22 protein-coding genes and 1 tRNA gene are annotated in these 24,075 nt (G+C 72.8%); 19 read left to right on the top strand and 4 right to left on the bottom strand.

Going from position 1 to position 24,075, the window contains the following annotated elements:
• The first annotated feature begins 182 nt into the window (after window positions 1-182).
• The 14 genes from DNL27_RS09715 (at window position 183) to DNL27_RS09650 (ending at window position 14,870) form a co-directional block, all read left to right on the top strand.
• Window positions 183-1,457, top strand: coding sequence for an amidohydrolase (locus tag DNL27_RS09715; RefSeq protein ID WP_200571914.1), 1,275 nt, complete (start codon window positions 183-185; stop codon window positions 1,455-1,457).
• On the top strand, window positions 1,454-2,563 hold the full coding sequence (locus DNL27_RS09710) for a BMP family protein (RefSeq protein WP_012398855.1): 1,110 nt from the start codon (window positions 1,454-1,456) through the stop codon (window positions 2,561-2,563). Before DNL27_RS09715 ends, DNL27_RS09710 begins: the two co-directional genes overlap by 4 nt.
• Before the next feature lie 72 nt (window positions 2,564-2,635).
• Complete coding sequence (locus DNL27_RS09705) at window positions 2,636-3,043, top strand: cytidine deaminase (RefSeq protein WP_112235423.1); 408 nt, start codon at window positions 2,636-2,638, stop codon at window positions 3,041-3,043.
• A gap of 110 nt (window positions 3,044-3,153) precedes the next feature.
• Window positions 3,154-4,998, top strand: coding sequence for a hypothetical protein (locus DNL27_RS09700; RefSeq protein WP_112235422.1), 1,845 nt, complete (start codon window positions 3,154-3,156; stop codon window positions 4,996-4,998).
• Window positions 4,999-5,001: 3 nt separating this feature from the next.
• Window positions 5,002-6,144: an adenosine deaminase gene (locus DNL27_RS09695; RefSeq protein ID WP_112235421.1), complete on the top strand. Its 1,143-nt coding sequence runs from the start codon at window positions 5,002-5,004 to the stop codon at window positions 6,142-6,144.
• Entirely contained in the window at window positions 6,141-7,235 is a 1,095-nt protein-coding gene (locus DNL27_RS09690) for a MazG nucleotide pyrophosphohydrolase domain-containing protein (protein ID WP_112235420.1), read from the top strand. The genes DNL27_RS09695 and DNL27_RS09690 overlap by 4 nt, the downstream gene beginning before the upstream one ends.
• 105 nt (window positions 7,236-7,340) lie before the next feature.
• Window positions 7,341-8,624, top strand: coding sequence for a phosphopyruvate hydratase (eno, locus tag DNL27_RS09685; protein WP_012398850.1), 1,284 nt, complete (start codon window positions 7,341-7,343; stop codon window positions 8,622-8,624).
• Window positions 8,625-8,771: 147 nt separating this feature from the next.
• Window positions 8,772-9,341, top strand: a complete 570-nt coding sequence (locus tag DNL27_RS09680; RefSeq protein WP_012398849.1) for a septum formation initiator family protein — start codon at window positions 8,772-8,774, stop codon at window positions 9,339-9,341.
• The gene (locus DNL27_RS09675) at window positions 9,338-9,883 is read left to right on the top strand and encodes a DUF501 domain-containing protein (RefSeq protein WP_112235419.1); all 546 of its coding nucleotides are present in this window, start codon (window positions 9,338-9,340) and stop codon (window positions 9,881-9,883) included. The genes DNL27_RS09680 and DNL27_RS09675 overlap by 4 nt, the downstream gene beginning before the upstream one ends.
• Before the next feature lie 64 nt (window positions 9,884-9,947).
• On the top strand, window positions 9,948-10,901 hold the full coding sequence (locus DNL27_RS09670) for a Ppx/GppA phosphatase family protein (RefSeq protein WP_112235418.1): 954 nt from the start codon (window positions 9,948-9,950) through the stop codon (window positions 10,899-10,901).
• 104 nt (window positions 10,902-11,005) lie between these two features.
• On the top strand, window positions 11,006-12,361 hold the full coding sequence (locus DNL27_RS09665) for a S8 family serine peptidase (RefSeq protein ID WP_112235417.1): 1,356 nt from the start codon (window positions 11,006-11,008) through the stop codon (window positions 12,359-12,361).
• Window positions 12,362-12,432: 71 nt separating this feature from the next.
• Window positions 12,433-13,818 (top strand): NAD(P)/FAD-dependent oxidoreductase, encoded by a 1,386-nt coding sequence (locus DNL27_RS09660; protein ID WP_012398845.1) that lies wholly within the window; start codon window positions 12,433-12,435, stop codon window positions 13,816-13,818.
• A 74-nt stretch (window positions 13,819-13,892) separates the two neighbouring features.
• A tRNA-Leu gene (locus DNL27_RS09655) sits at window positions 13,893-13,966 on the top strand.
• A gap of 106 nt (window positions 13,967-14,072) precedes the next feature.
• Window positions 14,073-14,870: a Bax inhibitor-1/YccA family protein gene (locus DNL27_RS09650; RefSeq protein ID WP_012398844.1), complete on the top strand. Its 798-nt coding sequence runs from the start codon at window positions 14,073-14,075 to the stop codon at window positions 14,868-14,870.
• Window positions 14,871-15,106: 236 nt separating this feature from the next.
• Here DNL27_RS09650 and DNL27_RS09645 read toward each other — a convergent pair whose 3' ends face one another.
• Window positions 15,107-15,709, bottom strand: a complete 603-nt coding sequence (locus tag DNL27_RS09645; protein ID WP_239494334.1) for a hypothetical protein — start codon at window positions 15,707-15,709, stop codon at window positions 15,107-15,109.
• A gap of 74 nt (window positions 15,710-15,783) precedes the next feature.
• On the opposite strand from DNL27_RS09645, the gene DNL27_RS09640 reads away from it, so the two are divergent.
• Together DNL27_RS09640 and ilvA are read left to right on the top strand one after the other, a co-directional pair.
• Window positions 15,784-17,139, top strand: a complete 1,356-nt coding sequence (locus DNL27_RS09640; RefSeq protein WP_112235415.1) for an AI-2E family transporter — start codon at window positions 15,784-15,786, stop codon at window positions 17,137-17,139.
• 153 nt (window positions 17,140-17,292) lie between these two features.
• Window positions 17,293-18,540, top strand: a complete 1,248-nt coding sequence (gene ilvA / locus DNL27_RS09635; protein ID WP_012398841.1) for a threonine ammonia-lyase — start codon at window positions 17,293-17,295, stop codon at window positions 18,538-18,540.
• 19 nt (window positions 18,541-18,559) lie between these two features.
• Here the strand turns inward: ilvA and DNL27_RS09630 are convergent, their stop codons facing one another.
• From DNL27_RS09630 to DNL27_RS09620, 3 genes are all read right to left on the bottom strand, one after another.
• Window positions 18,560-18,772 (bottom strand): hypothetical protein, encoded by a 213-nt coding sequence (locus DNL27_RS09630; protein WP_041297397.1) that lies wholly within the window; start codon window positions 18,770-18,772, stop codon window positions 18,560-18,562.
• 171 nt (window positions 18,773-18,943) lie between these two features.
• The gene (greA, locus tag DNL27_RS09625) at window positions 18,944-19,441 is read right to left on the bottom strand and encodes a transcription elongation factor GreA (protein ID WP_012398839.1); all 498 of its coding nucleotides are present in this window, start codon (window positions 19,439-19,441) and stop codon (window positions 18,944-18,946) included.
• A 165-nt stretch (window positions 19,442-19,606) separates the two neighbouring features.
• The gene (locus DNL27_RS09620; protein WP_112235817.1) at window positions 19,607-20,080 is read right to left on the bottom strand and encodes a DUF4307 domain-containing protein; all 474 of its coding nucleotides are present in this window, start codon (window positions 20,078-20,080) and stop codon (window positions 19,607-19,609) included.
• Window positions 20,081-20,233: 153 nt separating this feature from the next.
• On the opposite strand from DNL27_RS09620, the gene mca reads away from it, so the two are divergent.
• The 3 genes from mca to DNL27_RS09605 all read left to right on the top strand — a co-directional run bounded on the left by mca (window position 20,234) and on the right by DNL27_RS09605 (window position 23,982).
• Window positions 20,234-21,145 carry a mycothiol conjugate amidase Mca gene (gene mca, locus DNL27_RS09615; RefSeq protein WP_012398837.1) on the top strand — a complete coding sequence of 304 codons (912 nt, stop codon included), beginning with the start codon at window positions 20,234-20,236 and terminating at the stop codon, window positions 21,143-21,145.
• 8 nt (window positions 21,146-21,153) lie between these two features.
• Entirely contained in the window at window positions 21,154-21,537 is a 384-nt protein-coding gene (locus DNL27_RS09610; protein ID WP_239494332.1) for a hypothetical protein, read from the top strand.
• A gap of 159 nt (window positions 21,538-21,696) precedes the next feature.
• Window positions 21,697-23,982, top strand: coding sequence for a thioredoxin domain-containing protein (locus tag DNL27_RS09605; protein ID WP_112235413.1), 2,286 nt, complete (start codon window positions 21,697-21,699; stop codon window positions 23,980-23,982).
• Window positions 23,983-24,075 lie beyond the last annotated feature (93 nt).

Raw genomic sequence — 24,075 nt, 5'->3', positions numbered from 1 at the left:
CCGCCGCCCGCACCCGGTGCGGGCGGTGACGCGTTCCCGCGGATGACGGCCGGGCCCGCCGTGCGGGACGACGACGCCGCCCGCGCGCCGCGGCGCCCCGCCCGCGCCGCCAGGCCGGTGGGTCCGGTGAGCGCGGCCCGGGATGCGATCCGTCTCACGTGGGCGGCGGTACTCTGGCTCTCATGTTGGATCTGCCGCTTCCCTCCGCCGACGACGTGGGGCTGCCCCCCGCGATCGGACCCCTCCTCTCCCACTACCTCCCGGACCTGATCCGCTTCCGCCGGGACGTGCACCGGCACCCGGAGCTGTCCTACGAGGAGTACCGCACCACGGAGCGGATCGTGAACGCCCTGGAGTCCTCCGGCCTGCACCCCGTGCGCTTCGAGCGCACCGGCTGCTACGTGGACGTGGGGCGCGGACCCGTGATGGTGGGGCTGCGGGCGGACATCGACGCCCTGCCGATCCTCGAGGACACGGGGCTGGACTACGCCTCCATCAACGAGGGCGTGATGCACGCGTGCGGCCACGACATCCACACCACCGTGATGCTCGGGGTGGCCCGTGTGCTCGCGGACCTGCACCGCTCCTCGCCGTTCGCGGGTACCGTGCGGATCGTGTTCCAGCCTGCGGAGGAGAAGCTGCCCGGCGGGGCGCTGAGCATCATCAGGCAGAACGTGCTGGCGGGGGTGCCGCGGATGTTCGCGCTGCACTGCGAGCCCAAGCTGGACGTGGGGCAGGTGGGCACCCGGATCGGGGCCATCACCTCGGCGTCCGACACCATCCGGATCGAGCTCTCCGGGCGCGGCGGGCACACGTCCCGTCCGCACCTGACCGAGGACCTGGTCTACGCGATGAGCCAGATCGCGATCGACGTGCCCGCGGTGCTCTCGCGCCGGGTGGACGTCCGCTCGGGCGTGGCCGTGGTGTGGGGCCAGATCCACGCGGGCGTGGCCCCCAACGCCATCCCCATGTCCGGCTTCATGGCCGGGACCATGCGCTGCCTCGACGCGGACGCGTGGTACCAGGCCGGGGAGATGCTCGACGAGGTCGTGGGGCAGGTGGCCGCCCCCTACGGCGTGAACGTGGACCTCGAGCACATCCGCGGCGTGCCCCCGGTGGTCAACGGGGAGACCGAGACCACCCTGCTGGAGATCGCGGCCCGTGCGGAGCTGGGGGAGGAGAGCATCCTGCTCGTGGAGCAGTCCATGGGCGGGGAGGACTTCGCGTGGTTCCTGCAGCACGTGCCCGGGGCCATGATGCGCCTCGGCACGCGGGAGCCGGGCGGGCGCACCTACGACCTGCACCAGTCCGACTACACCCCCCAGGAGGAGGCGATCCGCTGCGGCGTCCAGGTCATGGCCTCCACGGCACTGCGGGCGGTCCGGCTGCGGGTGCGCGAGCTCTCGGACGCCGCGGCGCCGGCCGAGCCCGCCGAGGCCGAGCAGGGAACCCCGTGACCACGTGGCACCTCCGGGGCGCCCTGGCGCTCGCCCTGGCGGGGGTCACCGGGCTCGGTGCGACCGGCTGCGGTGCGGTGTCCGGCTCCTCCGGGGACGGCAGCGCCGAGGGCTCGGAGTTCACGGGGTGCATCGTCTCCGACGACGGCGGCTTTCAGGACCGTTCCTTCAACCAGAGCTCCTGGGAGGGTCTCAAGGCCGCCGAGGAGCACCGGGGGATCACGGTCGGTCAGGCGGAGTCGCAGTCCCAGACGGAGTTCGAGCCCAACCTCCGGTCCATGGTGCAGCGCGGCTGCGGCCTCACTGTGGCGGTGGGCTCCATGCTCGCGGACACCACCAGGAAGGTCGCAGCGGCCAACCCGGACCGGCACTTCGCCATCGTGGACGACGCCTCCGTCACGGCCGATAACGTGAAGCCGATCGTCTACAACACCGCGGAGGCGGCGTTCCTGGCCGGCTACCTCGCGGCGGGCACCACCCGCAGCGGCACGGTGGCCACCTACGGCGGCATGGACATCCCCACCGTGACCGTGTTCATGGACGGCTTCGCCGACGGTGTGTCGTACTACAACCGGAAGAACAAGAAGGACGTCACGGTCCTGGGCTGGGACCGGCAGTCCCGCAAGGGCACGTTCCTCAGCTCCTTCCAGGACACCGAGGATGCGAGCCGGACCACCGCAGAACTGATCGGGGACGGTGCGGACGTGGTGCTGCCCGTGGCCGGGGAGGCCTCCGAGGGAACGGTGGAGGCGGTGGTGGAGGCCAACAAGGGGAACAAGGGCGACAAGGACGTCCGCATCATCTGGCCGGACACGGACGGCTACGAGACCCTCGACGCCGGCAGGGAGTTCCTGCTGACCTCGGTGCTCAAGCACATGTCCACCTCGGTGGAGGAGGTGGTGACCCAGGCCGCGGACGGCAGGTTCGACAGCACCCGCTACGTGGGAACGCTCGGCAACGGCGGTGTGGGCCTGGCGCCGTACCACGACCAGCAGAAGACCGTGGGCGAGGCCCTCGACAAGCAGGTCCAGAAGCTCAAGCAGGACATCATCGACCGCCGGGTCGCGGTGACGTCCAGCAGCGCGCCGACCGCGCGCGCCACCTAGACCATCCGCCGGGCGCCGCTCGTCACCGCCCCGGCACCGCCACGACCACCAGCACGAGGAACGGGAGCCACCATGACCGAGAACCAGCACACCGTGGACGACGCCACCTGGCAGCGGCTACAGCGGGCCGCGACGGACGCGCTCGCGCACTCGTACTCGCCCTACTCGAACTTCCCCGTGGGTGCCGCGGCCCTCGTGGACGACGGGCGCACGGTGACCGGGGCGAACATCGAGAACGCCTCCTACGGGATCACCCTGTGCGCCGAGTGCTCCCTGGTCAGCGCGCTGCACATGTCCGGCGGCGGCAAGCTCACGGCGTTCGTGTGCGTGGACGGCCACGGGGAGGTGCTCATGCCGTGCGGGCGCTGCCGCCAGCTGCTCTACGAGCACCGGGCCCCGGGCATGCAGCTGCTCACCGTGAGCGGTGTGCGCACCATGGACCGGGTGCTGCCGGACGCGTTCGGCCCCGAGAACCTCTAGCGCCCCGCGGAGCCGCCGCCGCGAGAGCTCCGTGCTCCCCGCGTCCGCGCAGGGCGGCGCACCTATACTGAGCACCAGACCGAGCCCGGCTTTCGAAGGGAAACATTCACGTGGGTTTGAGAGATCTGTTCCGCAGCACGAAGCACGACACCCCGACGCCCGAGCCGTCCCCGGGGGCCCGGCCCACCGCGCCCGGTCCCGAAGACGGTGCGGGCCGCCAGCAGCACGAGGCCGCCCAGCAGACCGCCCCCGGTGAGGCGGCCCCGCGCCGTCGTCCCGAGCCGGCCTCCGAGCCGCTGCCCGAGGACGGCGCGCTGCACCACCTCGTGGAGCTGCTGCTCTCCCGCGGAGCGGACCGCGCGCGGCTCACGCTGGTGCAGTCCGGCAACATCATGACCCACCAGACGCGCCAGGCCGTGGGGGAGGCCCAGGACGAGGTCGAGAACGGCACGGTGGACCAGGGGTCACCGCTGTTCGACGACGTCGCGGACCTCTACACGCAGGCCATGAGCACCCCCGTGGGGCCGTGGCGGCAGCTGGACCTGGTGGTCGCGGCGCCGGAGGACGGGCTGCGCGAGATCACGGTGAGCTACGACTTTCCCAACGGGGAGTCCCGCACCGAGCACTACAGCCACGGCCGGGCCCGCTCCGGGGACTCCCAGGACCGGCACGGCGTACCGGGCACCACCGAGCACGCTCGTGACGGGCAGCCGGTGGAGCACGCGCCCGCCGAGCAAGCGTCCGAGTCGCACCCGGGCACCGGGGTGGGGGCCGCAGCCCTGGCCGGCGGCGCCGCCGGCGGTCTCGCGGGCGCGGGGCACTCCCGCACCGACGAGCACGGGACGGCCGGGGAGGCCGGTGCCCACGACGGCACCGCGTCCACCCAGGGCACCGTTGCCCATGACGCTCCCGCCACGGGCGACGCCGCCATGGACCACGCCGCTGCAGACGACGCCGCGGCGCCCACCGAGGCCGAGGACAGCGTCCAGGTGGTCGAGGACGGCCACGCCGAGCCCGCCGAGGACGGGGACGTCCTGACCGCGGGCACCACCGAGCCCGTGGTCGCCCACGACGCCTCCGCCGCGCAGCCCTCCACCGGGCAGGAGTCGGCCGGGACCGTCGCAGCTCCGGAGAGCGCGGAGCTCGCTTTCGACGCGCAGGACGGCCGCTTCCCCGAGGATGCCGAGCTCGGCGCCGAGGACGACGCCCGGTTCGAGCAGGGCCTCGGGGAGGACCCGCGGGTCGCCGAGGACGCGCCCGCCGGCCAGGTCCACGGGGAGCAGCACGCCCCGGAGGGTTCCGACGAGCTGCCCGCCCACGTGGACGAGTCCGCGTTCGGCGCCGACGCCCAGGACCCCCTGCTGCCGGCCCAGGCGGGCGTGTCCGGGGACGACGACCCCTCGGGTGCCCCGCAGCTGGCGACCGCCACGGACGTGTCCCCCTCCTACCGCGCACCCGCCCAGGAGCAGGACGCGGACCCGAACGCCCTCGCCACCGGGAACCTCGTGCTGAGCGTGGGGGACGTGACAGCACGGCTCTCGGATGCCCAGCGCCACCTGTTCGGGGAGGACGGCACCGCGCGTGACGTCTCCACGGTGCTGATCCGCGTGCGCGCGCTCGGCACGTACTACGACGCTCTCACGCACGTCCGCCTCAACGGCTTCTGGGACCAGCGGCCCACGTTCGAGCTGGTTCCGGAGGAGCAGCTGAAGGTCCAGGAGCTCAAGGACGACTCCTACGTGGAGGGCTCCGGCGCCCCCCTGGCCATGATGTTCCGCTTCCGCCCGGGGGTTCCCCCGGAGGTCGCGTTCGACTACTCGGACGAGGAGGCCTTCGTGCGCTACGAGCAGCGCTTGCCGGGGCAGAACTACCTCGAGGAGCTGCGGATGTACCCGCGCACCGGCTCCAACATCCCCCGCCACGTCAACGACGCCCTGCAGGACTGGAACTACTGAGCCATGACCTCACGAGCAACCCCCGAGGGCCCCGTCCGCACCACGGACGGGGCCCTCGGGCCACACGCACTGATCTCGCTGCACGACCACCTGGACGGGGCGCTGCGCCCGGCCACCGTGGTGGAGCTCGCCGCACAGGTGGGCCACGAGCTGCCCGCCACGGATCCAGACTCCCTGGGGCAGTGGTTCCGCGACAGCGCGGACTCCGGCAGCCTCCCGCGCTACCTGGAGACCTTCTCCCACACGGTGGCGGTCATGCAGACCGCGTCCGCCCTGCGACGGGTGGCCCGGGAGTACGTCGAGGACTGCGCCGCGGACGGTCTCGTGCACGCGGAGGTGCGCTGGGCACCCGAGCAGCACGTGTCGGGCGGGCTCACGCTGGGCGAGGCCGTGGACGCCGTCCAGGGGGGTCTGGACGAGGGCGTCGCGGCGGTCCGCGCCGCGGGGGGCCACCTCTCGGTGGTGCAGATCCTGTGCGCCATGCGGCACCTGGACCGTTCCCCGGAGATCGCCCGTCTCGTGGTGCGCCGCGTGCGCGCGGCCGAGCAGACCACGACGCCGCACGGCTCGGTCGCCGGGGAGCCCTCGCCGGGATCGGTGGTCGGCTTCGACCTCGCCGGCCCGGAGGCGGGCTTCCCCGCCTCGGGCCACCGTGAGGCCCTCGACCTCCTGGCAGGGGAGCGGATCCCCGTGACGCTGCACGCGGGGGAGGCCGCCGGGGCGGAGTCCATGGCGGACGCGCTCGACGCCGGCCGGGCCCTGCGGCTGGGCCACGGGGTCCGGCTGCTGGACGAGGACCGCGGCATGAGTGCACCCCTGACGCGGTGGATCCGGGACCGCAGGATCGCCCTCGAGGTCTGCCCGTGCTCCAACCTGCAGACGGACGCAAGTGCCGCGTGGGGCACCACCGTGGCGGAGCACCCCGTGACCGCGATGCTGCGCGCGGGGTTCGCCGTGACCGTGTCGCCGGACAACCGGCTGATGAGCGCCACGTCCGTGACCCACGAGCTCGACCGGCTGCGCGCCGAGGCCGGTTGGAGCGAGCAGGACGTCCTCGCGGTCCAGCGCACCGCCGCCCGCGCGGCCTTCGTGCCGCGCGAGTACCAGGACTGGCTCGAGCGCCGCGTCACGGGGGAGGCCTCGTGAGCCCGGAGCGTCACGACGACGCGTCCTCGGAATCGGCGTCGACCGCCCAGACCGGTGAGGGGAACGGATCACTCCGCGAACCGCTCGCGCCCTCCCACCCGGACGCGGCCCCGACGGCCACCGGCGCGGGCCACGGAGGACCGGGGGAGCGCTTCGAGCGGCTGCTGGCCGTGATGGACACCCTGCGCTCCCCGGGCGGCTGCCCGTGGGACGCGGAGCAGACCCACGAGTCCCTGCTGCGCTACCTCGTGGAGGAGTCCTACGAAGTGGTCGAGGCGGTCGAGGCCCTGGAGCCGTCGCAGCGGCGACGGGACGAGCTCGTGGAGGAGCTCGGGGACGTGCTGCTGCAGGTGGTGTTCCACGCGCGGATCGGGCAGGAGCACCCGCAGCCCCAGCGCTTCGACGTCACGGACGTGCTCGCGGCCGTGACCGACAAGCTCGTGCGGCGCCACCCGGCCGTGTTCGGCACCGCGCAGCCCGGCACGGGGCCCGAGCCGTCCGGCACTACCGCCACGGAGTCCGGCACGGCCACCGTGCAGTCCGGCATAACCGGCGGGTACCCCGCCGCGGGCGGCGGGCACGGCTCCGCCTCCGCACCGGTGGAGCACGGCCCGGAGTCTGCGGGCAGCATGCGATCGGACGGGGAAGCTCAGCACGCACCGGGCAGTGCGGACCCCGCCGAGGCCCCCGGTGCGGTGGGCGAGGGGCAGGCAGGGGACCCAGCGGCGTCGTCCGAGGCGCCCGCCCGGGAACGGCCCAGCACCGCGGAGCTCTCCGCGCGCTGGGACGCGGTGAAGCGCGAGGAGAAGCCGCACCGCACGCGCGTGTTCGACGGCATCCCCCCGGCGCTGCCCGCGCTCGCCTACGGGGAGAAGGCGCTGTCCAAGGCCCGCCGGCACGGTGTGGCGGGCGTGCGGCCCGTGGAGCCGGAGCTGCCGCCCGAGCAGCGCGAGGCGGAGGAACGGGACCTGGGGGAGGCCCTGCTGCGTCAGGTGGAGACGGCCTCGGCACGCGGTCTGGACGCGGAGCGCGCCCTGCGGGCGGCCGTGCGCCGGTTCGTGCGGGAGAACGACGGCCCCCTGGCGGGGTGAGCGCCGTCATCCCGGGCGCGTCTCGCGGGGATGCGCGGGCGCTCGGTAGGCTGGGAGGCGGGGCCGAGACCGCCCCACGGGTCGACGACCGACAAGGAGATTTTCATGGCAATGATCATTGCGCTGCAAGCCCGCCAGATCCTGGATTCCCGCGGCAACCCCACGGTCGAGGTGGAGGCGCTGCTGGACGACGGCAGCTTCGGCCGCGCCGCCGTGCCCTCCGGAGCCTCGACGGGTGAGTTCGAGGCCGTCGAGCGCCGTGACGGCGACAAGAAGGTCTACCAGGGCAAGGGCGTGCTGGACGCCGTGCACGCCGTGGACGAGGAGCTCGAGCAGGTGGTGGTCGGTCTGGACGCCTCCGACCAGCGCGCCGTGGACCAGGCCATGCTGGAGCTGGACGGCACCGACAACAAGGCCAAGCTGGGCGCGAACGCCATCCTGGGCGCCTCCATGGCGATCGCCCGCGCGGCCGCGAGCTCCGCGGACCTGCCGCTGTACAAGTACCTGGGCGGGCCCAACGCCCACGTGCTGCCCGTGCCCATGATGAACATCCTCAACGGCGGCTCGCACGCGGATTCCAACGTGGACATCCAGGAGTTCATGATCGCCCCGATCGGCGCGCCCACGTTCTCCGAGGCGCTGCGCTGGGGCGTGGAGGTCTACCACAGCCTCAAGTCCGTGCTGAAGGACCGCGGCCTGTCCACGGGCCTGGGGGACGAGGGCGGCTTCGCACCGAATCTCGAGTCCAACGCCGCCGCGCTCGACCTCATCCTCGAGGCCATCGACAAGGCCGGCTACAAGCCCGGGCGTGACATCGCGCTCGCCCTGGACGTGGCCTCCTCGGAGTTCTTCGACAAGGGCACGTACACCTTCGAGGGCAAGAAGCGCTCCGCGGAGGAGATGTCCGCGTACTTCGCGGACCTCGTGGAGAAGTACCCGCTCGTGTCCATCGAGGACCCCCTGGACGAGGACGACTGGAAGGGCTGGGCCACGCTCACCGAGCACATCGGCGACAAGGTGCAGCTCGTGGGCGACGACCTCTTCGTGACCAACCCGGAGCGGCTGGCACGCGGCATCCAGGAGGGCGTGGCCAACGCCCTGCTCGTGAAGGTCAACCAGATCGGCTCCCTGACCGAGACGTTCGACGCCGTGGAGCTCGCCCAGCGCAACGGCTACCGCTGCATGATCTCCCACCGTTCCGGTGAGACCGAGGACACCACCATCGCGGACATCGCGGTGGCCGTGAACGCGGGCCAGATCAAGACCGGTGCCCCCGCCCGCTCCGAGCGCGTGGCCAAGTACAACCAGCTGCTGCGCATCGAGGAGGAGCTGGGCGACGCCGCCACCTACGCGGGCGCCTCCGCCTTCCCGCGCTTCGCCGCCAAATAGGCTCCGCGCGGCGGCGGCCCGCCGCCGTGCACGCCCCACGACGCCGCCCGGTCCCCTCGTCTGCGCACGCAGGGGGCCGGGCGGCGTCGCGCTGCGGGTACACTGGCCGAGCACGATCCGCCCCACCACGTCACCCGGGAGGTATGCATGGTCGGCCCCCGCCCCCGGATCCCCCGGCGCGCACCGCGCCCCGCTCGAGAGGCTGCCCGGCAGCGTCCGGAGCGTGACGCGCGCGGCTCCGAGGGGCGCAGGAACCGCGGCGGCTCCTCGACCCTGGCGGCCCCCACACCGGCGCGCTCCTTCAACGGGCGCCTGGTGGCCCTGGTCGTGGTGGCCACGCTCATCGTGTTCCTGGCCGCCCCCACCGCCAAGATCTTCCTGGACCAGCGCTCCCAGATCTCGGAGTTGCGCTCGAGCATCTCCCACGAGCAGCAGCGCCAGCAGCAGCTCAAGCGCGAGGAGCAGCTGTGGGGGGACGACTCCTACGTGGAGCAGCAGGCCCGCGAGCGGATGTCCTACGTGATGCCGGGGGAGAGCGCCTACGTGGTGCTCGGTGCGGACACCGCACCCCACCAGGCCGCGGAGTCCTCCGCGGAGCAGGTGGAGGCCGGCCGGCCCGCCTGGGCGGACGGGCTGTGGCAGTCCGTGGTGGACTCGGCCTACCCCCAGGAGGACATCACCCTGGAACCCGAACCCCGAGAAAGCAGCAGCAAGTGAGCGCACCGCACGACCCCACCGTGACCCCCCAGGACCTCACCGTGGTGGGTGCCCAGCTCGGCCGCCCGGCGCGAGACGTGGTGGAGATCGCCGCGCGCTGCACGTGCGGCAACCCGCTCGTGGTGGCCACGGCCCCGCGGCTGAGCAGCGGCACCCCGTTCCCCACCGTGTTCTACCTGACCCACCCCGCGGTCACGGCCGCGGTGTCCCGCCTCGAGGCCGAGGGCGCGATGTATGCCATGACGGACCGCGTGGCCGAGGATCCGGAGCTGGCCGAGCGCTACCGCGCCGCCCACGAGGACTACCTCGCCCAGCGGCGTCGGATCGAGGAGCTCGCCGGGACCGGGGACGTCCCCGAGATCGAGGGCATCTCCGCGGGCGGCATGCCCACGCGCGTCAAGTGCCTGCACGTGCTCGTGGGGCACAGCCTGGCCTCCGGGCCCGGCGTGAACCCGCTCGGGGACGAGACCCTCGCCATGATCGCCGACACCTGGACCCCCGAGCGCTGCGCGTGCGACCCCGCATGGCGCGCCGCGGCCTGACCCCGCGCCCCGCGGGCCCGTCCGCGAACCTCCCAGCACCACCGACCCGAGGGACTCTCCTGCCATGCGCGTAGCCGCCATCGACTGCGGAACAAACTCCATTCGCCTGCTCATCGCGGACGCCCGCACCGACGAGAGCGGCCGCACCGTGCTGCGGGACGTGGTGCGCGAGATGCGCATCGTGCGCCTCGGGCAGGGCGTGGACGCCACCGGGTGGCTCGCCGAGGCCGCCCTCAAGCGGACCTTCGCCGCCGCGGACGAGTACGCGGCGCTGATCGAGCACCACGGCGCGGACCGGGTGCGCTTCGTGGCCACCTCCGCCACCCGTGACGCCGGCAACCGTGACGTGTTCGTGGCCGGGATCCGCTCACGCCTGGGGGTCGAGCCCGAGGTGGTCAGCGGGGACGAGGAAGCCGCACTGTCCTTCCGCGGTGCCCTCAACGCCGCGGCGGAGCTGGACCCGGCGGACCGCGTGCTGGTGGTGGACCTGGGCGGTGGCTCCACGGAGTGCGTGCTGGGCACCCCGCGCGAGGTGATCGCCGCCAGGAGCGTGGACGTGGGGTGCGTGCGCATGACGGAGCGCCACCTGGGCTCCAACCCTCCCACCGAGGAGCAGCAGGCGCGCGTGCTGCGCGACGTGGGCGAGGCCATGGACGTGGTGGCCCGCACCGTCCCCCTGGAGCGCACCACGCGGCTCGTGGGGGTTGCCGGGACGGTCACCACGGTGACGGCCATGGCTCTGGGCCTGGAGCACTACGACCCCGAGCGCATCAACGGCACCGTGCTGGAGATCCCCGATGTGACCCGGGCGTGCCGGGAGCTGACGGCCATGACCCGCGAGCAGCGTGCGGCCCTGGGGTTCATGCACGAGGGGCGCGTGGACGTGATCGGGGCCGGTGCGCTCGTGTGGCGCCGCGTGGTCGAACGCGTGGCCCGGGCCACGGACGGGCGCGTGCGCACCGTGACCGCGAGCGAGCACGATATTTTGGACGGCATCGGGCTGTCGCTGGTGCCCTGAGCCCGGCGCGTCCTCGCCACGCCCACCCCCAACGGCGCCCGGCCCCGGTCGGACGGGCCGCCGCACCCCACCACGCGCCTCGCGCGGGAAAGCACCGAGGGTCCATGACACGCCGTTCCACCACGCGCGCCGTGCTCGCCGGCGCCGCCGCCCTGCTGCTCGCGGGAGCCGCCCCGGCCGTCGCCACGGCGCAGGAGCCCGCGGTGCCCCGGCCCGCGCCCTCGGTGCCCGTGCAGTCGCCCCCGGCCCCACCGCCCGCGAACGGCAAGCCCGCCGTGGACACCGCAGACATCCGTCAGCGCGAGTACTGGCTGGACGACTACGGCGTGCGGGACGCGTGGCGCAGGGCCACAGGCAAGGGCGTGAAGATCGCCGTGATCGACACCGGCGTGGACGGCTCCCACCCGGACCTCGAGGGTGCGGTGCAGCCGGGCACGGACGCCTCCGGCGCGGGACAGTCCGACGGCCGCAAGGGCCTCGGCGCGGAACCCGAGCACGGCACCCTGGTCTCCTCCCTGGCGGCCGGACGCGGGCACGGTGCCCCGAACGCCGAGGGCCCGGGTCGCGAGAAGGGCGTGCTGGGCGTGGCCCCGGACGCCGAGATCCTCCCGGTGTCCCTGTGGCTCGGCAACGAGGAGCCGGGCGTGAAGGACGTCAACCAGCAGATCCCGGACGCGGTGCGCTGGGCCGTGGACCACGGCGCGGACGTGATCAACATGTCCGTGGGCTCGGACTCCACCGCGTGGCCGCAGTCGTGGGACTCCGCGTTCGCGTACGCGGAGGAGAAGAACGTGCTGGTGGTCGCGGCCGCCGGCAACCGGGGGTCCGGGCTGAACCAGGTGGGAGCCCCCGCCACCATCCCCGGGGTGCTCTCTGTGGGCGGCGTGGACCGCTCTGGGCGCGCGAGCTGGGACTCCTCCTCCCAGGGCATCTCGATCGCGGTGGCCGGGCCCAGCGAGGACATGGTGGGGGCCATGCCTGGCGGCGGCTACGCCGAGTGGTCCGGGACCTCGGCCACCGCGCCGCTCGTCGCGGGCACCGCGGCGCTCATCAAGCAGGAGCACCCGGACCTCACCGCCGCGCAGGTGGCGCAGCGGATCGTGAAGACCGCCCACGACGCCGGGGACAAGGGCAAGGACCCCATCTACGGCTACGGGGTGCTGGACGTGCGCGCGGCCGTGCTGGACGACGTCGAGACCACGCAGGAGAACCCGCTGGGCAGCATCCGGCACTGGATCGAGCAGAACCGGCCCCGCAGCGCGTCCCCGCAGCCCTCGGCCACGCCCAGCACCGCCGAGGGGGACACCCGGCAGGTCACCGAGGAGGCCACCCCGCCCGTGGCCCAGGCTCCGCTCAACGAGACCGGCGCCCTGCCCGTGGTGGTCCTGACCTCCTTCGGGCTGGTGGTCGCGGGGCTCACGGTGGCCGCGATCCTGCACATCCGCAGGCTCTCCCGCTGATTTCACGCACAGCACAGCGGGCGGGGACGGTCCGTCAGCAAAAGCCCCGTGCCGTGGGTAAACTCGGTGGCATGTCTTTCAATCAACTTGCTAAGGACCGTCCGCGCCTTCTCATCGTGGGTGGCGGCTACGTTGGTTTCACCCTCGCGCAGAAGCTGCAGACCCGCATCAAGGAGTCCGGCGGCGTGGTCACGGTGGTGGACCCCAACCCGTACATGACCTACCTCCCGTTCCTGCCGGAGGTGGCGGCGGGCAACATCGACGCCCGTTCCGCCGTGATCTCCCACCGTCACCACCTCGGTGACTGCGAGCTGATCGACGGCCGCGTGGAGCACATCGACCACGCCAACCACAAGGTCACCATCCGTGGCATCGATGAGGGCCCGCAGTTCGAGCTGCCCTACGACGAGATCGTCGTGGCCGGCGGATCCACCACGCGCACGTTCCCCATCCCGGGGCTCGCGGAGAAGGCCATCGGCATGAAGACCATCGAAGAGGCCGTGTCCGTGCGCAACTGGGTGCTCGAGCGCATCGAGGTGGCCTCCCTGACGGACAGCGAGGAGGACAAGCGCAAGGCGCTGACCTTCATCGTGGTGGGCGGCGGCTACGCCGGCTCCGAGTCCATCGCCGAGCTCGAGGACATGGCCCGCTCCGCCGTGGAGCGCAACGACCGCCTGCGCGTCTCTGACCTGCGCTTCGTGCTGGTCGAGGCCATGGGCCGGATCATGCCCGAGGTCTCCAAGGACCGCGCCGAGAAGGTCGTGGCCGAGATGCGCGCCCGCGGCATCGAGGTGCTGCTCAACACCTCGATCTCCGAGGTCGACGGGGACGTGGTGAAGCTCATCAACATGGGCGACAAGTCCCCGGCCGGGGAGGTCGCCACCGACACGCTCATCTGGTGCGCCGGCGTGCAGGCTTCCGGGTTCGTGAAGAACAGCGACTTCCCCGTGGATGAGCGCGGTCGCGTGCGCGTGGGTGCGGACCTGCGGATCACCGGCGACGACGGTCCCCTCGAGGGTGCCTGGGCCGCTGGCGACATCGCCGCCGTCCCGGACCTCACGGGCTCGGGCCCCGGCGGCTTCTGCGTCCCCAACGCCCAGCACGCGGTGCGCCAGGCCGCCACCATGGCCAAGAACATCATGGCCGCCCACCAGGGTGCTCCCCTGGAGGACTACTACCACGAGAACCTCGGTTCCGTGGCTGGCCTGGGCCTCTACAAGGGTGCGGCCACCATCCGCGGCGTGGACCTCGGCGGGCTGCCCGCGTGGGCCATGCACCGGCTCTACCACGGCTACGCCATCCCCACCGTGGAGCGCAAGGTCCGGGTGTTCACGGAGTGGGGCATCAACATGCTCTTCGGCCGGGACACCACCGCCCTGCGCCACCTGCGGGAGCCGCGCCGCGCGTTCCTCGAGGCCGCGGGCAAGGACCTCCCCGCGGAGAAGGCCAAGCTCTAGCCACGCCTCCGCACGCCGCCCGGACGTGCAGCGGTGGGGTCGCGCAGCCGCGCGACCCCACCGTCGTCGTTGCGGCCCCCATAGCCCAACCGGCAGAGGCAGCGGACTTAAAATCCGCTCAGTGTGGGTTCGAATCCCACTGGGGGCACCCCTCCACCCGCCCGCGTTCGCCCTGCAGGAACTCCCTGCCGGGGTTCAGATCCCACTGCTAGCCTGTGTGCACAGCTCGAACACGCCCTCGAAAGGACGTCACATTGGCCGGCGGAAACCCCCTCCTCAACGATTTCGGCAAGAAGAACGCCACCGCGCCGGGTTCCTACCAGGATCCCCGCCACTCGCCCGAGCAGCTCGAGCGGATGTACAACGCTCCCGCCGCGGGCCCCGCGCAGACGGGCCGCATGAGCTACGACGACGTCGTGATGCGCACCGGGCTCGTACTCGCGTGCGTGATCGCCGCGGCGGTGGCCGGCTGGATGCTCCCCGCGCTCGCGTTCCCGGGCGCACTGGTGGGCCTGGTCCTCGGGCTGGTCAACAGCTTCAAGCGTGAGCCCAGCCCCGTGCTGATCATCCTCTACGCCCTCGCGGAGGGCCTGTTCCTGGGCGGTGTCTCGGGGATCTTCGAGGCCCGCTACCCGGGCATCGTGATCCAGGCGGTCATCGGGACCCTCGCGGTCTTCGTCTCCGTGCTGGTGCTGTACAAGACCGGGGTGCTGCGCGCGACGCCGCGGGTGACCAAGTTCTTCATGGTCGCGCTCATGGCCTACGCGATCTTCGCCCTGGTGAACCTGGGCACCAGCCTGCTGGGCGGGTTCGACATGCGCTCCGAGGTGAGCGTCATGGGCATCCCGCTGGGGCTGATCGTGGGCGCGGTAGCCATCCTGCTCGCGGTGTACAGCTTTGTGCTGGACTTCGAGAACATCAGCGACGGCGTGGCCCGCGGCATCCCGCAGAAGGCGGCCTGGACCGCGGCCTTCGGACTCACCGTCACCCTCATCTGGACCTACGTGGAGATCCTGCGGCTGCTGTCCATCATCCGCTCCATGAGCGACTGACCCACCCTCCGGCCGCGGCCGGGGCTCCGGGGCCGCGTCCCCGGGCCGGCCCCGCGGTCGGTCGCGGGGACCCCTCGGGCGGGTCGGTCACCGCACGTCACGGCGGCCCGGTGCACTGCGCACCGGGCCGCCGGTCCATGCACGCGACGGTCGTTCGTGGGCGGGCCGGACGGCGTCGCCTGTCGCCCTGTCGCCCTGTCGCACTGGGGCCCGTGGCCCGGCGCCGGGGGACGGGCTCAGAGGTAGCTGATGCCGAGTTCGCGCGGCGGCAGGTTGATGGCGCGCGCGGGCACGCTACTGCTCGCGGCGCGACCCACGAACAGCCAGCCCAGCACCTCCTCGTGCTCGTCCAGGGAGTAGAAATCGCGCAGCAGCGCACGGTCGTAGGGCTCGCGCCGGGACCACATGGTGGCCCAGCCCTGGGCGTAGAGCGCGGCCTCGAGCACCCCGCGGGCCGCGTGGACGTCCCCGCGCTGCTCCTTCTTCGACTCGGCCAGCTTCGGGTGGTGGCGGAAGACGATGGCCAGCGCCACCCCGCCGCGCGAGGCCCACTGCAGGCTGCCGCGGTAGGCGGCCAGCACCCTGATCTTCTTCCCCTTGAGCCGGGGGACCGGGCCCGTGAGGTTCGGCACGCTCGTGAGACCGGCCATGGCGGCCGCGAGCAGGGGCGCCGAGCGGCGGTCGGTCACGGCCACCCGCCACCCCGTGGGCCGCTCGTCGTACTTCGCCCCCGCGGCGGCGCGCAGGACGGTCTCGAGCTCCTCGCGGCGCGGGCTCTCCTGGGTCAGCAGGCTCGCGGGCCGGCGCTGGGCCAGAACCCTCAGCAGTGTGGTGGACATGACAGCCATCTTGTCACCCTCCCGTGGCGTTCTCCGGTACCAGCGCTGCGCGCAATGGTGCGATGATAGGGGACATGTCATCCAGCGTTCCGACGTCGCGCCCGGGCTCGATCCCGCCCGGTGCCCCAGGCGTCCCCTCCCGTCCCCATCCCGCCGAGGACCCCCAGGACATGGTCACGGCCCCGGTGCGGATCGCCGCGGCCTGGTCCTGGCGGGTGCTGCTCATCGTCGCCGGGGTGGGTGTGGTGTGGTGGCTCCTGGGCCACGTCACCACGGTGCTCATCCCGGTGCTGCTCGCCGCGCTGATCGCCGGTCCGCTCTCCCCGGCCGTGCGCTGGCTGCGGGCCCGGCACTTCCCGTCCGCGCTCGCGGCCATCACGGTGGAGCTCGGCCTGATCCTCGTGGTCCTGGGTCTGCTGGTGCTCTCCGGGCAGCAGATCGTCGTGGGCTTCGCGCAGCTCTCCGACAAGGCCGTGGCCGGCTTCCAGAAGCTGCTGGGCATGCTCGAGGACAGCCCCCTGAAACTCACCACGGACTCCATGAGCCAGTGGTTCTCCGAGCTGGGCAACACCCTGCAGGAGAACTCGAACGCCATCCTGTCCGGGGCCATGACGTTCGGCTCCACCGCGGGCAGCATCCTCACCGGCACCATCCTGATGCTGTTCGTGCTGCTGTTCTTCCTGTTCGACGGCGAGAACATCTGGCTGTTCCTGGTCAAGCTCTTCCCGCGCCGGGCCCGCGCCGCCGTGAACGGTGCCGGGCGCCGGGGCTGGATCTCGCTCGCGCAGTACGTGCGGATCCAGGTCTTCGTGGCGTTCGTGGACGCCCTGGGCATCGGGCTGGGCGCGTTCCTGCTGGGAGTGCCCTTGGCGCTGCCCATCGGTGTGCTCGTGTTCCTGGCCTCGTTCATTCCCATCGTGGGTGCCGTGGTCACCGGCGCCGTGGCCGTGCTGGTGGCCCTGGTGGCCGTGAGCCCCGGGATCGCCCTGGCCATGCTGGGCGTGGTGCTGCTCGTGCAGCAGATCGAGTCCAACATCCTGCAGCCGCTGATCATGGGCAAGGCCGTGTCCCTGCACCCCGTGGCCGTGCTGCTCGCCGTGGCCACCGGCAGCATGCTCTTCGGGATCGTGGGTGCACTGTTCGCGGTGCCGGTCATGGCGTTCGCCAACACCATCGTGCGCTACCTGGCCGCGCGGTCCTGGGAGCACGACGACAAGATCGCCTGGGAGCCGTTCCTCTACCCCTGGGAGATCAAGAAGACCGCGAAGAAGAAGAACCTCACGCCGGACCAGGTCATGGCCCAGCTGCAGCGCTTCCGCGGCAAGCGCCACCAGGAGCGCGAGGACGCGGAGAAGAAGCTCGAGGAGAAGCACCGGAAGGACACCCGCCACCGCGAGTCCTCCGGGCACCTCGAGGACACCCGGCACTAGCACCCGGCCTCTCGCGTAATAGCATGGAACGCGGCGTCCCCCACCCGGGGCGCCGCGTTCTCCGTGTTCCCGCAGCACGTCCGGCAGTGATCCCACCGGGCCGTGCCCCCGCAGGGCGAGCCGCCTCGATCGGCGCCGACGAAAGAAGTTCTTGTGGCCCACACTGCACTGTCCGTCTCCGTGGACGACGTCCGCGACGCCGCCCAGCTCCTCGACGGGGTCATCGAGCGGACTCCTCTTGCCCACTCCCGGGCGCTGTCCCGCATGCTGGGCTCCGAGGTCTACCTCAAGTGCGAGAACCTGCAGCGCGCCGGGTCCTTCAAGGCCCGCGGCGCCTACGTGCGCATGTCCCAGCTCTCGGAGGACGAGAAGCGCCGGGGCGTGGTGGCGGCGTCGGCGGGCAACCACGCGCAGGGCGTGGCGCTCGCGGCCGCGAAGCTGGGGATCACGGCGCGGATATACATGCCGCGGGGCGCGGCGCTGCCCAAGATCGCGGCCACCCAGGACCACGGTGCGGAAGTGGTGCTGCACGGCTCCTCCGTGGACGAGGCCCTGGCCGAGGCTCAGCGTTTCGCGGACGAGACCGGGGCGGTCTTCGTGCACCCGTTCGACCACCGGGACATCATCGCGGGCCAGGGCACCATCGGCCTGGAAATCATCGACCAGCTGCCCACCGTGGACACGGTGATCGCGGGCGTGGGCGGAGGCGGCCTGCTGGCGGGGGTCTCCGTGGCGCTCAAGGCCAAGGCCCGGGAGCAGGGCAGGGACATCCGCGTGATCGGCGTGCAGGCGGAGAACGCCGCAGCCTACCCGCCGTCCCTGGCCGGGGACGCGATCGTGACGCTCTCCAAGGTGTCCACGATCGCGGACGGCATCGCCGTGGGGCGCCCCGGGCAGCTCCCGTTCAGCATCATCCGCGAGCTCGCGGACGACGTCGTCACGGTCTCGGAGGACTCCCTCGCCCAGGCGCTGATCTTCATGCTCGAGCGCAACAAGATGGTGGTGGAACCGGCCGGCGCCGTGGGGGTGGCCGCGATCCTCGAGGGCGAGCTGCGCGAGAGCCACCCGGACCTGGGCACCACCGTGGTGCTGCTCTCCGGCGGGAACATCGACCCCATGCTCATGCTCAAGGTCATCCAGCGGGGACTCTCCGCGGCGGGGCGCTACATGACCATCAAGATGATGCTCACGGACCGGCCCGGTGAGCTGGCGCAGATCTCGCAGCTCATCGCCGCCATGGACGCGAACGTGACCGGGGTGAACCACACGCGGATCGGCGGCTCCCTGTCCATGGGGGACGTCTCCATCACCATCGACATGGAGACCAAGGGCCACTCGCACTGCGACCAGGTGCTCGCGGCCCTGGAGTCGCACGGCTACCACCCCGTGGTGGTGCACTGAGCCCGGCGCGGACGGGAGCTCAGCGGCGTCGTGCGCGCGCGGTGACGTAGGTGATCAGCGCCATCGCGAAGGTGGCGACGATCAGGAGGTTGCGCGGCCCGCCGGTGGCGTTGAGCGCGGGGTTGCCCAGGCCCAGCACGTGCACCACGATCGCCGCCACCGCGAGCAGCGCGGTGACCACGGTCAGCGGCACGGTCCAGGGGGCGGGGCTGCGGTTCCAGTGCGTGACCACGGGCGGGCTCCTCACGGTGCGGGGGACGGGGCGTGACGACGTGCCTCCAGCGTATGCCCTGCTCCTCGACGCGAGGTGTGAACGCCCGGCGGCCGCGGGGCGCCGCGCAGGCTCGGGAACGCCGGAGGCCACCCCGCCGCAGCGGGGTGGCCTCCGTGGTGAACCGTGGGATCAGCGGCTGAAGGGCTTGGCCTTGAGGATCTTCACGGTGATGTCCTTGCCGTTGGGCGCCTGGTAGCTCACGGTCTCGCCCACCTTGTGGCCGTTGATCGCGGCACCCATGGGGGAGCGCTCGGAGAAGACCTCCAGGTCCTCCCCGCCGGTGAGGTCCTCGGCGACCTCGCGGGAGCCCATGAGGAACGTCATCTCGTCCCCGGCGATCTCCGCGGTGACCACCATGCCGGCCTCGATCACGCCGTCGTCCGCGGGGGCCTCGCCCACCTGGGCGTTCTCCAGCAGCTGGGTGAGCTGCACGATGCGGCCCTCGTTCTTGCCCTGCTCCTCACGCGCGGCGTGGTAGCCGCCGTTCTCCTTGAGGTCACCCTCGGAGCGGGCCTGTTCGATCCGGTCCACGATCTCCTGGCGGTAGGGCCCGGCAATGTAGTCGAGCTCCTTCTTCAGCCGGTCGTACGCTTCCTGGGTGAGCCAGGCTCCCTCTTGTGCAGGCACGGTGCCTCCGTTCTCTGGTGTCCACCGCCCTGGTGGACACGTGTGAAAAACCCCGCCCCGGTGCGGGCCAGGTGGCCCAGCGGTTCCGGGTCGGGGATGTGATCTCGGCAGAAGTCTAGAGGACCGGCGGCGTGCAACCCAAAGTGACGTGCGACACCGGCGGGCTCACCCGGTGGTGTTCCAGCACGAGTCCACCCCGGCCGTGGTGGCCGTGTTGGTGGTCCGTACGGGCACCCGGTGGGTGCTGGTGCGCCCGTTGAGCTGGTCCTCGGGCACGTGGCCGATGGTCACCTCGTTCCAGCCGACCACCGCGTACTGCTCGTTGAGGGCCTGCACCGCGCACGTGACGCTCTGCTCCGGGTCCTTGGTGAGGTCGAAGTCCGCGTACCCGTGAGCGGCGTCGGTGATCTGGAAGCCGACGTCCTTGAACACGGGCCGCTGGGACTGGCCCCACACGATCCACACCACGAACAGCGCGCTCACGAGCGTGGCGGCCGCGGCGATGAGGATCCAGCCGCGCCCGGACGGGCCGCGGCGCGGGGTGCGGGCGACGGTGCGGTGCCCGGAGCCGTAGCGGCGGGCGAGCCGTTCGGTGGGGGTGGGCCCGCCGTCGGCCGGCTGGGACGTCGCAGAACTCATGCCCACGAGTCTAGCGAGCGCCCAGGGGTGCCCTCTGTGGGTTCCCGCCCGAGTGCGTCCCCGCGTGAACCGGTGCGGGATCCGGGCCCGGCCGGCGGCGTAGGATATCCGGGGTTGTCATTTTCGCTTCGACGTCTTGGAGGCATCCGTTCGGTGACGGACTATTCGCAGCTTCGTTTGTTGGCCATCCACGCCCACCCGGACGACGAGTCCAGCAAGGGCGCGGCGACCATGGCCCACTACGCGCGCCTCGGTGCCCGGGTCATGGTGGCCACGTGCACCGGTGGTGAGCGCGGGTCCATCCTCAACGCCGAGATGGAGGGCGACGTCGCGGCCGAGCGGGACCTCACCGGCCTGCGCCGCCACGAGATGGCGGCGGCCGCCGCGGCCCTCGGCGTGGAGCACCGCTGGATCGGCTTCATGGACTCGGGCCTGCCCGAGGGGGACCCGCTGCCGCCCCTGCCGTGGGGCTGCTTCGCCCTGCAGCCGCTCGAGCGTGCCTCGGCGCCCGTGGTGCAGCTGGTGCGGGAGTTCCGCCCGCACGTGATCCTGAGCTACGACGAGAACGGCGGCTACCCGCACCCGGACCACATCCAGACGCACAACGTGGCCATGGAGGCCTACCGCCGCGCCGGTGATCCCGAGGCCTACCCCGGCACGGGTGAGCCGTGGACCCCGTCCAAGCTCTACTACGACCGCGCGTTCAACCCGGAGCGCTTCCTGGCCCTGCACGAGGCCCTGCTGGAGCGCGGGCTGGACTCCCCCTACGCGGAGCGCATCGCGGCGTTCCAGGAGTCGGACCCGGAGGGCCACCGCCCGCCCGTCGCCCGCCACGAGACCACCACCAGGGTTCGCTGCGAGGAGGAGTTCCCCGCCCGGGACCGCGCGCTGAGCGCCCACCGCACGCAGGTGGACCCCAAGGGCCTGTTCTTCTGGGTCTCCACGGACACCCAGGCCGAGGTATGGCCGTGGGAGGACTACACCCTCGCGGAGTCCCGTGTGGCCAGCGAGCTGCCGGAGACGGACCTCTTCGCAGGAATCGACCCCACGACCCCCCGGAAGTGAGTGCCGCCGTGCCCACGCTGCTGACCGTCCTGGCCGCCGCCACGCCCGCTCCGAGCCCGGAGAACACGCTGCGCCCCGGGCTGGACCCCAGCCAGGTCTCGCCGGGTCTCGTGGGCTTCCTCATGACCTTCGTGCTCACGGCGGCCGTGGTGCTGCTGGTGATCGACTTCAACCGCCGCAACCGTCGGCTGCGCTACCGCGCGCAGTACGCGGAGCAGCGCGCTGCGGAGGAGCAGGCGGTCCAGGTCACCGCGGGTGCGTCCGGGCACGACGCCGCCCGCTCCGGTTCCGCACCCCGGCCCGCCGACCGCGCTGCTCACCCTCACGACCACCCCGGAGCCACCGGGGAGAACGAGCTCCGAGACGCCCCCGGGGACCGTCACCGGCCCTGAGGAGGGCCAGGCCACCTGCGGTGGGCCGCCGCGTCCGTTGGGACCGGTGCCCGTCCTGCGAGCCCGCGATAGCCCTCCCCGCCTGTCGGGAACCCCCTCTCGCGCTGGTCCGTGCAGCGGCCCGTACCGCCGTCCGGCGGTCTGTGAGACGGTGGGGCCATGTCGAACCGCCTGGCCCGCGCCACCAGCCCGTACCTGCTCCAGCACGCCGAGAACCCCGTGGACTGGTGGGAGTTCACCCCGGAGGCGTTCGCGGAGGCGCGTGAGCGGGACGTGCCCGTGCTGCTGTCCGTGGGGTACGCGGCCTGCCACTGGTGCCACGTGATGGCCCACGAGTCCTTCGAGGATCCCGAGACCGGCCGGGAGATCAACGAGCACTTCGTGGCCGTGAAGGTGGACCGTGAGCAGCGCCCGGACGTGGACTCGATCTACATGGCGGCCACCCAGCTGCTCACGGGGCAGGGCGGGTGGCCCATGACCGTGTTCCTCACGCCGCAGGGCAGGGCCTTCCACGCCGGGACCTACTACCCGCCGCGCCCGATGCAGGGTCGGCCGTCCTTCAGGCAGCTGCTCGCCGCGGTGCACGAGGCGTGGACGGCCCGGCGGGACGAGGTGCTGCGCAGCGCAGACCAGCTGGCGGACGCCCTGGCCCGGCACCCCCGGCTCGTGGACCGGATGCTCGCGGACGCCGGCCCCTCGGTGGTGACCGAACCGGGCGAGGACGCCCCCGACGCCGCGCAGCGGCTGGTGGGTGCGTGGCTCGACGGGCTGGAGCTCGCGCGCGACGCCGCCCACGAGGGTTTCGGCTCGGGTGCCAAGTTCCCGCCGTCCCCGGCCCTCGAGGCCCTGACCCGGATCGCCCGCCCCGGCACCGACGCGGACCGGCAGCACCGCGCGGCCGCCCCCGCCGCCGCGGACGGCGCGACCCCGGACGCCACCGGCTCAGCCGCCACCGACTCAGGCGGCATGGCCCCAGTCACCACCGACCCAGCCACCACTGACTCGGGCGGCACGGCCCCAGCCACCACCGACTCCGACATCCCCGACGCAGCCGCCACCGCCGCGGAGGCCACCGGCCCGGCCCCTGCGGAGCGGGAGACCGCTCGGGAACTGCTGTGCGCCACCCTGGACGCCATGGTGCGCGGGGCGCTGCAGGACCACGTGGGCGGGGGCTTCTTCCGCTACTCCGTGACCCCGGACTGGTCCCTGCCGCACTACGAGAAGATGCTCTACGACAACGCCCAGCTGCTGCGGGTGCTGGCGCGCACGGTGGAGCTGCTGGAGCGCGCGGGCACGGACACCGCCAGGGTGGCCCGATACCGGCACGCTGCCACGGCCCTCGTGGCGTGGCTGCAGCGGGAGATGACCACCCCGGAGGGGGCGTTCGCGGCCTCGCTGGACGCGGACAGCGATCCCTCCCCGCACGACCCCGGGGCCGAACGCGAGGGCGCCTACTACACGTTCTCCCGCGGGTCGGCGGGCACCGGGGGAGAGGATCGGAGCGCGGGTCCGGGGCCCGTCACTGCGGCGTGGGGCGAGGCCGGGGCCGTCACGGGCATCCTGGACGAGAGTCTGCGCCGCACCCTCTGGGACCGTCGGCTGGAGCGCACCGCGCCGCACCGCGACGACAAGGTGGTCACGGCGTGGAACGGCATGGCGCTGACCGCGCTCGCGGAGGCCGCGGTGCTGCTCGAGCACCCGCAGTGGCTCGAGAGCGCCGAGACGGCCGCCGAGTTCCTGTGGCAGCGGCACCGGGATCCCGAGGACGGGACCCTTGCGCGGACCTCGCGCGGCGGCGTCGTGGACCCCCACGAGGGCCGGCTGGAGGACTACGCGTTCCTGGGCGCCGGGCTGCTCGCGCTGGGCCGGGCCACGGGGCGCGGCGTGTGGTACGAGCGCAGCGTGGCGCTCGCGGACACGGCCGTGGCCCTGTTCGTGCGCGACGGAACCGTGCACGACGACGCCGCCCTCGACCCCACGCTCGAGGCCGCCGGGGCCACGGGGCGCGCCGAGCCGTTCGACGACGTCGCCGCGTCCGGCGCCTCGGTGCTCGCGCGCTGGATCGCGGAGCTGTCCCGGCCGGAGACGGGAGGGCGCCCGAGCCGGGAGATCACGGAGCTGGTGACCTCGTGGGCCACGGGGGTGGTGCTCAAGGCGCCCACCGCCGCGGGCGGGATGGTCTCTGCGGTGCTGAGCTGCACGCGGGCCCCCGAGCTGCTGGAGGTCGTGGACGCCTCACCCGGGCAGTGGCGCGAGGTGCTGGACGTCCTGGGCGCGGAGCGTGTGCTGGACACGCTCGTGCTGGACGGGGCCGTGGCGCCCTACGGGGTTCCGGCCACCGGCACCGCGGGGTTCACGGTGTGGCGGTGCCGGGACGGGCGGTGCGAGCTCCCCGTGCACTCGGTGGCCGAGCTGGCGGCCCGGTCGGGAGCCCGCCGCGGGTGAGAACCGGTCCCGGACGGCCCGGCAACGGCGGACATCGGCTCACGCCCCGACGGGGAACCGCTCCCCACGAGCGATGACCGGCGCGGGCGGTGC

It is taken from the genome of Kocuria sp. BT304 (assembly GCF_003290245.1).
Taxonomy (GTDB): domain Bacteria; phylum Actinomycetota; class Actinomycetes; order Actinomycetales; family Micrococcaceae; genus Kocuria; species Kocuria rhizophila_A.
This window is presented reverse-complemented; position numbering and strand designations above follow the sequence as displayed.

What these genes read in the sequence shown, in the direction of transcription:
- DNL27_RS09620 (WP_112235817.1), bottom strand. Translation starts at nt 20,080, where the DNA reads ATGAGTTCTGCGACGTCCCAGCCGGCCGACGGCGGGCCCACCCCCACC.
- DNL27_RS09715 (WP_200571914.1), top strand. Translation starts at nt 183, where the DNA reads ATGTTGGATCTGCCGCTTCCCTCCGCCGACGACGTGGGGCTGCCCCCC.
- DNL27_RS09660 (WP_012398845.1), top strand. Translation starts at nt 12,433, where the DNA reads ATGTCTTTCAATCAACTTGCTAAGGACCGTCCGCGCCTTCTCATCGTG.
- DNL27_RS09705 (WP_112235423.1), top strand. Translation starts at nt 2,636, where the DNA reads ATGACCGAGAACCAGCACACCGTGGACGACGCCACCTGGCAGCGGCTA.
- DNL27_RS09640 (WP_112235415.1), top strand. Translation starts at nt 15,784, where the DNA reads ATGTCATCCAGCGTTCCGACGTCGCGCCCGGGCTCGATCCCGCCCGGT.
- DNL27_RS09605 (WP_112235413.1), top strand. Translation starts at nt 21,697, where the DNA reads ATGTCGAACCGCCTGGCCCGCGCCACCAGCCCGTACCTGCTCCAGCAC.
- DNL27_RS09665 (WP_112235417.1), top strand. Translation starts at nt 11,006, where the DNA reads ATGACACGCCGTTCCACCACGCGCGCCGTGCTCGCCGGCGCCGCCGCC.
- DNL27_RS09645 (WP_239494334.1), bottom strand. Translation starts at nt 15,709, where the DNA reads ATGTCCACCACACTGCTGAGGGTTCTGGCCCAGCGCCGGCCCGCGAGC.
- DNL27_RS09695 (WP_112235421.1), top strand. Translation starts at nt 5,002, where the DNA reads ATGACCTCACGAGCAACCCCCGAGGGCCCCGTCCGCACCACGGACGGG.
- DNL27_RS09680 (WP_012398849.1), top strand. Translation starts at nt 8,772, where the DNA reads ATGGTCGGCCCCCGCCCCCGGATCCCCCGGCGCGCACCGCGCCCCGCT.
- eno (WP_012398850.1), top strand. Translation starts at nt 7,341, where the DNA reads ATGGCAATGATCATTGCGCTGCAAGCCCGCCAGATCCTGGATTCCCGC.
- DNL27_RS09670 (WP_112235418.1), top strand. Translation starts at nt 9,948, where the DNA reads ATGCGCGTAGCCGCCATCGACTGCGGAACAAACTCCATTCGCCTGCTC.